The 9,800-nt window shown below is 75.4% G+C and carries 8 protein-coding genes; 4 read left to right on the top strand and 4 right to left on the bottom strand.

What is annotated here, in order from left to right; translation table 11 throughout:
• Nucleotides 1-582 (top strand): response regulator transcription factor (locus ECOMGDLI_RS14965; RefSeq protein WP_088317615.1); only part of this gene is annotated, 582 nt, incomplete at its 5' end.
• Nucleotides 583-586: 4 nt separating this feature from the next.
• On the opposite strand, the gene ECOMGDLI_RS34660 is transcribed toward ECOMGDLI_RS14965, so the two are convergent.
• Nucleotides 587-739: a hypothetical protein gene (locus ECOMGDLI_RS34660; protein WP_158221011.1), complete on the bottom strand. Its 153-nt coding sequence runs from the start codon at nucleotides 737-739 to the stop codon at nucleotides 587-589.
• 238 nt (nucleotides 740-977) lie between these two features.
• Here ECOMGDLI_RS34660 and ECOMGDLI_RS14960 point away from each other — a divergent pair, with 238 nt between their 5' ends.
• Nucleotides 978-3,062, top strand: coding sequence for a GAF domain-containing SpoIIE family protein phosphatase (locus ECOMGDLI_RS14960; RefSeq protein ID WP_198954877.1), 2,085 nt, complete (start codon nucleotides 978-980; stop codon nucleotides 3,060-3,062).
• 129 nt (nucleotides 3,063-3,191) lie between these two features.
• Entirely contained in the window at nucleotides 3,192-3,578 is a 387-nt protein-coding gene (locus tag ECOMGDLI_RS14955) for a hypothetical protein (RefSeq protein ID WP_088317613.1), read from the top strand.
• A gap of 612 nt (nucleotides 3,579-4,190) precedes the next feature.
• On the opposite strand, the gene ECOMGDLI_RS14950 is transcribed toward ECOMGDLI_RS14955, so the two are convergent.
• Entirely contained in the window at nucleotides 4,191-6,569 is a 2,379-nt protein-coding gene (locus ECOMGDLI_RS14950; RefSeq protein WP_088317612.1) for a bifunctional diguanylate cyclase/phosphodiesterase, read from the bottom strand.
• A gap of 225 nt (nucleotides 6,570-6,794) precedes the next feature.
• Nucleotides 6,795-7,883 carry an LLM class flavin-dependent oxidoreductase gene (locus ECOMGDLI_RS14945; RefSeq protein WP_233153462.1) on the bottom strand — a complete coding sequence of 363 codons (1,089 nt, stop codon included), beginning with the start codon at nucleotides 7,881-7,883 and terminating at the stop codon, nucleotides 6,795-6,797.
• 99 nt (nucleotides 7,884-7,982) lie between these two features.
• Here ECOMGDLI_RS14945 and ECOMGDLI_RS14940 point away from each other — a divergent pair, with 99 nt between their 5' ends.
• Nucleotides 7,983-8,198, top strand: coding sequence for a hypothetical protein (locus tag ECOMGDLI_RS14940; RefSeq protein ID WP_088317611.1), 216 nt, complete (start codon nucleotides 7,983-7,985; stop codon nucleotides 8,196-8,198).
• Nucleotides 8,199-8,234: 36 nt separating this feature from the next.
• Here the strand turns inward: ECOMGDLI_RS14940 and ECOMGDLI_RS14935 are convergent, their stop codons facing one another.
• Nucleotides 8,235-9,758 (bottom strand): cobyric acid synthase, encoded by a 1,524-nt coding sequence (locus tag ECOMGDLI_RS14935; RefSeq protein ID WP_088317623.1) that lies wholly within the window; start codon nucleotides 9,756-9,758, stop codon nucleotides 8,235-8,237.
• Nucleotides 9,759-9,800: the final 42 nt, after the last annotated feature.

Genomic DNA, 9,800 nt, shown 5'->3' with positions numbered 1-9,800 from the left:
CAGGCGGTCATCGACGACCGCCCCGACGTCGTCCTGCTCGACCTCGGCCTGCCCGACGTCGACGGCCTCCAGGTCCTGCCCATGCTCCGCTCCGTCAGCGACGTCCCCGTCATCATCGTCACCGCCCGCGAGGACGACGCCGACGTCGTCAAGGCCCTCGACGCCGGCGCCGACGACTTCGTCGTCAAACCCTTCGGCGCCGACCACCTCGACGCCCGCATCCGCGCCGTCCTGCGCCGCAGCGGCAACGCCCGCACCGACGCCCCCATCACCGTCGGCGGCCTCGTCGTCGACGCCCGCACCCGCACCGCCACCCTCGACACCCGCACCCTCGAGCTCTCCCGCAAGGAGTTCGACCTCCTGCTCGCCCTCGCCCAACGCGCCGGCGAGGTCGTCACCAAACGCGACCTGCTCGCCGAGGTCTGGCGCCAGCCCTACGGCGGCGGCGACCGCACCGTCGACGTCCACCTCTCCTGGCTGCGCCGCAAGCTCGGCGAGACCGCCGCCGAACCCCGCTACCTCCACAGCGCCCGCGGCGTCGGCGTCCGCCTGGTCGACCCGGCCGACCTCGCCGGCCGCTGACCGGTCAGCCCGCGGGCTCGTCCCGCGTGCTCACCACGGCGTTGCCGCACGTGGCGCACCCGAGGAGCCGGGGACCGGCCTCCTCGTCGACGAACCCGAGATCGGTCAGGGTCGCGCCGCACTCCGGACACGTCCCGCCTGCGCCGACGGCGCTCATGCCGGCTTCTCCCACCGCTCGTCGGCGACCGATGTCTGCGGTCGCCCGGAGCAGGTAGTACCCCGACCGGACGGATCCAAACGTCCCGTCGCCGGGTGTACGGGAGGCGGTCGACGGCGGTGATCCGGGCGTGGTTAGGTGTGCACGGACGTGTCCTGTCGAGCAGCGGCGGCCGCGGTGCGCCACTTCGTGTCCTGGTGGGCCTGACTGCTGGAGTTCGCTGAGGATGTCGAGCGACGTGCGCGACGAGAGCTCCCCCGCGGGGGAACCCGTCGCCCCCCTGACCGATGCCGAGGCCCGTCGGGTGCTCTCGGAGCTGGCCGTCGAGGCCGGCGGGATCGGCACGTTCGACTGGGACCTCACGACGGGCCGGCTGCTCTGGGACGAGCGCCTCCTGACGATGTTCGGCTACGAGGCCGGCGCGTTCGACGAGACGATCGCGGGGTTCACGGCCCGGCTGCACCCGGAGGACGTCGACCGGGTCTCCGCGGAGATCGCCGCCGCCGTCGACGCCGTCGGGATCCTCGACACCGAGTACCGCATCGTGCTCCCGGACGGGCAGGTGCGCTATCTCGGCGCCCGCGGCCGGGCGCTCGCCGGCGTGGACGGCCGCGCCGCCCGCCTGCTCGGCGCCGCGTACGACATGACGGCGCGGCGCGAGGGCCAGGTCCAGCTCGAACGCGTCCTGGAGTCGATGTCGACGGCGTTCTTCACCCTCGACCCCGACTGGCGGTTCACGTACGTCAACAGCGAGGCCGAGCACCTGCTGGGGCTGGCCCGGGAGCGGCTCGTCGGCGCGGTCGTGTGGGCCCTGTTCCCGGCCGCCGTCGGCTCGGTCTTCGAGTCGAGCTACCGGCGCACCATGTCGACGGGCGAGCCCACGTCGTTCGACGCCCACTACCCGGCCCCGCTCGACGCCTGGTACGAGGTCCGGGCCTGGCGCAACCTCGACGGCGTCGCGGTCTCCTTCCTCGACATCACCGCGCGCCGGCGGCTGCAGGAGCAGGCCGACCAGGAGGCCCGCCGCGGCCGGCTCCTCGGTCACGTCATGGAGCAGCTGCTCGGCACGGTGGACCCCGGCGAGGCGGCCCGCCGGCTGGCCCGGCTGCTCGTCGCCGACCTCGCGGACTGGGCGGTCGTCACCCTGACGGGCGACGAGGGCATCGCCGGGTCCCGGCGCGGGCTCGTCGAGGTCGCCTCGGCGCACCGCGACCCGGCGCTGTCCGCGCTGGTCCAGGAGTACGCCGTCTCCCGGCTCCCCCACCTGCCCGACCTGACCGTCGTCGCCGGCGCCATGGAGGGCGGCGAGCCGCAGGTCATCCAGCACGACGCGGGAGCCGAGGTCATGCGGATGCTCGGCCCCGGACGCTCCCGGGACCTCATGGCGCAGCTGGCGCCGGACGCCGTCGTCGTCCTGCCCCTCATCGGCTCGAGCGGCGCGGTCGGCATCCTCAGCCTCTGCCGGGACGCCGGGCACGGCCCCTTCCCGGACGACGCCCTCGTCACCGCCGCGCACGTCGCCGGCCGTGCCGGGCTGGCGCTGGACAACACGCGGCTGTACCGCCGGCAGCGCCGGCTCGCCGAGGGCCTGCAGCGCTCGCTCCTCACCGAGCCCGCCCAGCCGGAGCACCTGCAGGTCGCCGTCCGGTACGTCGCGGCCGCCGAGTCCGCCCAGGTGGGCGGCGACTGGTACGACTTCTTCCTCCAGTCCGACGGCTCGAGCGTCATCGCGATCGGCGACGTCCTGGGCCACGACACCGAGGCCGCCGCCGCGATGGGCCAGGTCCGGTCGATGCTGCGCGGGATCGCCCTCACCGGCGCCGCCGGGAGCACCGGGCCGGCCGACGTCCTGCGCGGCCTCGACCGGGCCATGACGAGCCTGGACCTGTCGACGACGGCGACCGCGGTCGTCGCGCGGCTCTCCCCGCCGGCCGGCCCGCAGCCGTCCGCCACGGTCCTCACCTGGGCGAACGCCGGCCACCCGCCGCCGCTCGTCGTCGGCGCGGACGGCACGGTCGCCCAGCTGGCCACCCCCGCGAACGACCTCCTGCTCGGTGTCCTGCCGGACGCACCGCGGACCGAGCACGGCCGGGTCCTCGACCCCGGCGCGACCGTGCTGCTCTACACCGACGGGCTCGTGGAGCGCCGGGGGCAGTCGATCGACGACGGGCTCGCCCGCCTCGGCGACCTGCTCGCCGTCCCGGGCACGCACCTGCTGGGCCTCGAGGACCTCTGCGACCGGATCATGTCCCGGCTCGTCGACCCCACCCCGCAGGACGACGTCGCGCTCGTCGCCGTCCGGCTGGCTGCCCGCGGCACCTGAGGACCACCCGTCCGCCGACCCCGCACCACCCGGACGGCGCATGGCCGGCAACGCTGCGCGGCCCCATGCTCGACACAGAGCATCCGTCGGCGCGGCAGGGTCGCCGGCACGAGCAGAACGAGGTGCACGGTGTCCGGCGGCTGGGCGTGGCAGGAACGCAACGGGGTCCGGTACCTGGTCCTGGACTACCGCGGGTTGGACGACGCCCAGGCGCAGGCGCTGCTCCTCGAGAGCGTCGAGGTGATCCGGGCCGAGCCGCCGGGGGTGCGGGTGCTCGTCCACAACGACTCCCGGCTGCCCAGCGTCGAGCACGCCCGGCTCGCCATGGACCTCGGGCGGACGGTCTACCGCCCGCTGCGGACGAAGATGGCGATCCTCGGCCTGCCCCCGGTCGCGGTCATGGGCCTGCGGACCTTCAACGCCGTCGCCGGCGGCAACCGGGCCGCACCCTTCCGGGACGAGGAGCAGGCGATGCGGTTCCTCCTGGCGGGTGCGGAGACCGCCTCGGCGGCCTGACGAGGACACGAACCCCCAGAAGTGTGACTCTTCGAAAGCGGACAGTTACGGTGAGCGAACGTCCACCGGAACTGTCGAGAAGAGGATCATCGTGGAGGTTCACGAGCTGACCGTGGTCGACGACATGACACGGGAGGAGTGCTGGGCGGTCTACGAGCGGGCCTTCGGGCCGCTGCGGGCGCGGGCGGTCCAGCGGCACCTCATGCACCGTCACGAGTTCGACGAGGTGATGTCCGACCCGCGGGTGGACAAGTACGTGGCCGTCGACGGCTCCCGGGTGGTCGCCATGGCGACCCTGACGAACGACCTCTCGGCCGTGCCGCTCATCTCGCCCGAGTACTTCCAGACCCGCTGGCCGGAGCACTACGCAGCGGGTCATGTCTGGTACGTGGGCTTCCTGGGCATCGACCCGGACTACCGGCGCACGTCCGTCTCGGCGCTGCTCATCAGGGCCCTGGGCGCCCGGGCCGCGGTCACCGGCGGCGTCGTCGGCGTCGACATCTGCGACTTCAACGAGGAGACCCTGCGCCTGGCCCGGTCCATCCGCACCCTCGGGCGGGTGGTCTCGGCCGAGTCGGTGCTCCACCGGCTCGACGCCCAGACGTTCTGGGCCTACGAGGTGCCCCAGCCGTCCGGCCAGGGCCTCACCGTCCCGGTCGAGCCCGCCGCCGCGCGCGCCGTGATGGTGTTGCCGGCCGAGACGCTCCACCTCGACGCGAAGTCCGAGGCGCTCACGGCGGGCCCCCAGAGCCAGCCCTGACCCAGCCCGATGCGCAGGGCACGCAGCGTCGAGTGCTGGGCCGGCGTCTCGACGCCCTCGGCGACCACGCTGAGCCCGAGCGCCTCGGCGATGCCCTGGACGGCGCGCACGATCGCGGCGTTGCCGTTCGGGGCGTCGAGCGCGGCGACGAAGCTGCGGTCGAGCTTCACCGTGTGCACGGGGAGCCGGTCGAGGTGGGACAGCGACGAGTACCCGGTGCCGAAGTCGTCGAGCGAGAGCCGGACGCCGCCGCGGCGCAGCTCCTCGAGCAGCGCGATGGACGTGTCGGGGTCGGTCAGCATGACCGACTCGGTGATCTCGAGGACGAGGCACCGGGCCGGCAGCCCGGTCCGCTCGAGGACGTCGCGCACGGTGGCGACGAAGTCGCCCTCGACGAGCTGGCGGGCCGAGACGTTGACCGAGACGCTGAAGTCGTTGTCGACGACGCCGGAGCGCCGCCACTGCATCGTCGTCGCCGCGGCCTGCTCGAGCACCCAGGCGCCGAGCTCGACGACGAGCCCGCTCTCCTCGGCCACCGGGATGAACTCGGCCGGGGACACCGGCCCCTCCCCCTTGAGCGTCCAGCGCAGCAGCGCCTCGCAGCCCTGCACCCGGCCGCCGTCGATCCGGACGATCGGCTGGTAGAAGACCTCCAGCTCCTCGAGCTCGATGGCCCGGCGCAGCGCCGTCCCCAGCCGCAGCCGCTTGGCGACGACGGCGCTCATCGCCTCGTCGTAGAGCACGCAGCGGTCCCGGCCCTCGAACTTCGCCCGCCCCAGGGCGGTGTCGGCGTTGCGGAGCAGGCCGACCGCGGACGTCTGCCCGGGCCCGACCGCGGCGCCGATCGACACGCTGACCACGAACTCGAGCTCGTCGACGAGGACGGGCTGTGCGGCCGTCTCGCGGAGCGCAGCGGCGAGCCGCAGGACGCTGCGCGTCGCGGCACCGGGTGAGGGCGCGGCACCGGCGAAGACGAACTCGTCGCCGCCCTGCCGGGCCACCAGCGGGCACGCGTGCTCCGTGGCGACGGTGGCGAGCCTGGCGGCCATCGCCGAGAGCAGCCGGTCGCCGACCGCCGAGCCCCACGTGTCGTTGACGAGCCGGAAGTGGTCCAGGTCGAGCACCGCGGCCCAGACCGCGCCCCCGCCGGCCGAGGCACCCCCCGCGATCCGGTCCAGCTCGTCCGTCGCGGCCACCCGGTTCAACATGCCGGTGAGGCCGTCGTGGGTGCTCTGGTGGAGCAGCGTCTGCTGGGCCGCGACGTGCCGCTCGACGGCGGACAGCGCACGGCGGACGACGAGCACGGCGACGACGAGCCCGGCAGCCGCCTCGACGGCACGGGCCGTCAGCGTCTGCGCGGGTGACAGCAGCACCGTGATCGACGGCAGGCACAGGGCCGGGACGAGCAGCGCGAGCCGGCGCCGGGACCAGGCCTGGGCCGGGCGCGGCACCGCGGAGGTCAGCTGGGTCATCGTCGGGTGCAGCGCCGCCACGGCGAAGAGCGTGTAGGCGCCGAAGTACGGCAGGTCGAGCAGGGGCGAGCCGACGAGCTGCCCCCGGACGCCGATCCAGGCGTACCCGACGTCCCCGACGAGGAAGAACAGCAGGCTCCCGGTGAGCGCGCGGAAGCTCACGGTGCCACCGGCGGACGTGAACCCGAGCTGGAGGATGACGAAGACGACGGCGATGTCGAGCATCGGGTAGAGCCCCGCCAGCACGGACACCCACAGCGGCCGGCCGTCGACGCCGGCGGCGGGGAGGCCGAGGAAGATCACGACGACGCAGGCGCACCCGACGACCGCGACGAGACCGTCGAGCATGGCGAAGGTGTTCGAGCGGGCGTGCGGTCCGGCGATCCCCAGGAGGCCGCCGACGCACGCGAGGTAGCCGGCGAGCGTGAACAGGTCGGCGGCGGCCGCCAGCACCCCCGGCTGCGTGACCGCCCACGGCCGGACGAGCGCACCGATGACGAACAGCCCCGACCCGAGGGCCATGAGCCGCCAGAACAGCCGCTGGGCCGGGGCGTGCAACGACGCCCCGGCGAGGATGGAGGCGACGGCGACGACCGCGACGAGGAGGATGGACATCGACCTCAGGGCCGCGGAGCCGGTCGTGACGTAGACGGCCGCGCAGACGAGGCCGAGCACGACGGGACCGGCCCACAGCGGGGCGGCCGCGAGCGCGGCCCGGACGCCGGCCGGGGACGACGGCCGCGCCCTGCTCCCGGCCATGGCCGGGACGGTCGTTCTGCTGAGGTGCACGAGGTTCCCATCGGCGGACCGGACCCGGACGTCAGACTTCCGGCGACGGCGCGGAGACCGCGCGACGCAGGAGCCCCACTGGTCATCGACGTCCCGGGCCATCCCGGGCGGCAGGAGCGTCCGGGCGGAGCGTGCGAGCTGACCGTACCCGGGCTTTCGGCACATCTGAGCCGGTTCTGGACCCCTGTCATGCGATCAGCCGATCGGTGACGCACCCGTCCGCTCGCCCGCGACGCGCCCGCCGGTCGCGCCGAGCCCCGGCGGCAGGTCGCCGCCGAACAGCGCGTGCAGCCGCCGGTACGACGCGAGCCGCTCCGCCGGGTCGTGGACGATCGTCGTCACCATGAGCTCGTCGGCGGCGCTCGCGGCGAGCAGGTCGGCGAGCACCCGGCCGACCGTCCCGGGCCCGCCGACGGCCTGCCCGTCCAGCCGGTCGGCGACGATCGCGAGCTCGGACGGCGTCCACGGGTACGCCGCGGCCTCCTCCGGGGTGGGCACCGGGCCCGGGCGGCCCTGGGCGAGCCGGACGAACGACAGCGCCCCGGAGCCGGCGAGGAACCGGGCCCGCTCGTCGTCCTCGGCGAGGACCACCTGCACGGCGACGACCGCGTACGGCCGGTCCAGCACGGCCGACGGGGTGAAGGCGCTGCGGTAGAGGTCGAGCGCCGGCAGGGTGTTCCGGGCGCTGAAGTGGTGGGCGAAGGCGAAGGGCAGGCCGAGCGCACCGGCGACCTGGGCGCTGTAGCCGCTCGAGCCGAGCAGCCAGACCGGCACCCGGCCGCCCGGCGCGGGCACCGCGCGGATGGCCGCGTACGGGTGGCCGGGCGGGAACCCGCCGTCGAGGAACGCCACGAGGTCGGCGAGCTGCTCGGGGAAGTCGTCGGCCGACAGCGGGTCGACGCTGCGCCGCAGCGCCCGGGCGGTCGCGCCGTCCGTGCCGGGTGCGCGGCCCAGGCCCAGGTCGATCCGCCCCGGGTGCAGCGCGTCGAGGGTGCCGAACTGCTCGGCGACGACGAGCGGCGGGTGGTTCGGCAGCATGACGCCGCCCGAGCCGACCCGGATCCGCCGGGTGGCCGCCGCGACCGCCCCGATGAGGACCGCCGGCGCCGAGCTCGCGATGCCCGGCATGTTGTGGTGCTCGGCGAGCCAGTACCGGGTGAACCCGAGGTCCTCGACGGCCCGGGCGAGCTCGAGGGTCGCCGTGACGGCGTCGTGCGGGGTACGGCCGGCACCGACGGGCGCCAGGTCGAGGACGGACAGCGGGACGCGCGGCAGGTCGGTCACCTCCGGGCCAACACCGGGGCCCGCCCGTCCCTTCCGCGCGGCCCGCGGATAGCCTGGCCGTGACGGCCCGGGCACCCGCCCGGCGGGCAGGAGGCGGTCATGGCCGGCGACGGACGCCTCGCGCGACGCCTCGCCCGCTGGGCCGCCTCGCTCGACCGGATCGGCGCGAGCTTCTACGGCGGCGCCCAGGTCGGCGACGCGCGCGGCACCGGTGCGGCACCGCCGCCGGCCGCGCCGTGCACCCTGTGCGGCAAGCCGCTGGACGACCACACCTTCGGCCGCGTCGGCGGCGCGGGCCGGATGTACTGCCCCTGAGGTCCCGCCCGCTCCGGCCCGCTCCCGCCCGACGGGTCAGGCCGGTGCGCCCGGCGGCACGAAGGGCAGCCCCGCCGGCGCTCCCCTGTCGACGAGCCGCTCGAGGGCGGCGGTGTCGAGGTGGTCGGCGACGAGGTCGCCGAGGACGTCGAGCCGGGCGCCCCGGACGGCGGCCAGGCTCGTGCCGGGCGCCGGGACGAAGTCCCGGCCGGCCCGGTCCGCGACGTCGGCGAGGAACGCCCGGCGGAAGCCGTCGCTCTCCCACGCGCCGTGCCACGTCGTCCCCCACACCGCGCCGGACCGGCAGCCGTCGAGGAACGGTGCCGTGCCCTGCCGCAGCGCCGCCGGGTCGACGTTGCCGATGCCGTGATGGATCTCGTACGCCGTCGTCACGGGCTCGCCGTACGCCTCGCCCACCGGGCGGCCCACGACCTTCTCGGCGGCGAACCGGACGTCGACGGGCAGCAGCCCGAGGCCGGCGACGGTGCCCGTGCGGGACTCGACGTCGTCGGTGATGCTCCGCGCGAGCATCTGGTAGCCGCCGCAGACGCCGAGCACGGGGCGGCCCAGGGCGGCCCGGTCGGTGACCGCGGCCGCGACCCCGCTCGAGCGCAGCCACGCCAGGTCCGCCACGGTGGCCCGGCTGCCCGGCAGGACGACGAGGTCGGCGTCCCGGACGTCGTCCGGGGAGGTCGTCCAGCGGACGACGACGCCCGGCTCGACGGCGAGCGCCTCGACGTCGGTGGAGTTGCTCGTCCGCGGCAGCCGGACGGCGGCCACCCGCAGCGTCTGCGCGCCCACGGCCGGCCCGGCCGCCGCGGGGTCGGCGGCCGAGGTGTCGAGCGAGAGGCTGTCCTCGAGGTCGAAGGCGAGGCCCGGCGTCCACGGCAGGACGCCGAGCGTCGGGCGGCCGGTGAGCCGGTCGAGCATCCGCAGCCCGGGCTCGAGCAGTGCCGGGTCGCCGCGGAACTTGTTGACGACGAAGCCCGCGACGAGGGACTGGTCGCGCGGCGAGAGCAGGGCGAGGGTGCCGAACATCGCGGCGAAGACGCCGCCGCGGTCGATGTCCCCGACGACGACCGTCGGGACGTCCCGTGCGTCCGCAAGGCCCATGTTCGCGATGTCGCCGTCCCGCAGGTTGATCTCGGCGGGGCTGCCCGCCCCCTCGCAGACGACGACGTCGAACCGCGAGCGCAGGTCGTCGAAGGCGTCGAGCGCCGTCCGGCGCAGCACCTCCCGCAGGCCGCGGTAGGACGCCGCGCCCGCCGTCCCGTAGGGGCGGCCCATGAGGACGACGTGGCTCTCCCGGTCGCTGCCCGGCTTGAGGAGCACCGGGTTCATCGCGGCCTCGGGCGGCAGCCCGCACGCCGCGGCCTGGGCGGCCTGGGCGCGGCCGATCTCGGCGCCGTCCGCGGTGACCGCGGAGTTGTTGCTCATGTTCTGGGCCTTGAACGGTGCCACCCGCACCCCGCGCCGGTGCAGCCAGCGGCAGATCCCCGCCGTGAGGACCGACTTGCCGGCGTCGCTCGTCGTGCCCGCGACGAGCAGCGTGCCGTTCATGGCCCTCCCGGTCCGGCGCCGCCGGCCGGCGGCGCCGACCAT

It is taken from the genome of Kineosporia sp. R_H_3 (assembly GCF_002198675.1).
GTDB lineage: Bacteria > Actinomycetota > Actinomycetes > Actinomycetales > Kineosporiaceae > R-H-3.
Note: the sequence above shows the minus strand (reverse complement) of the source record. Positions and strands in the feature narration are given on the sequence as shown.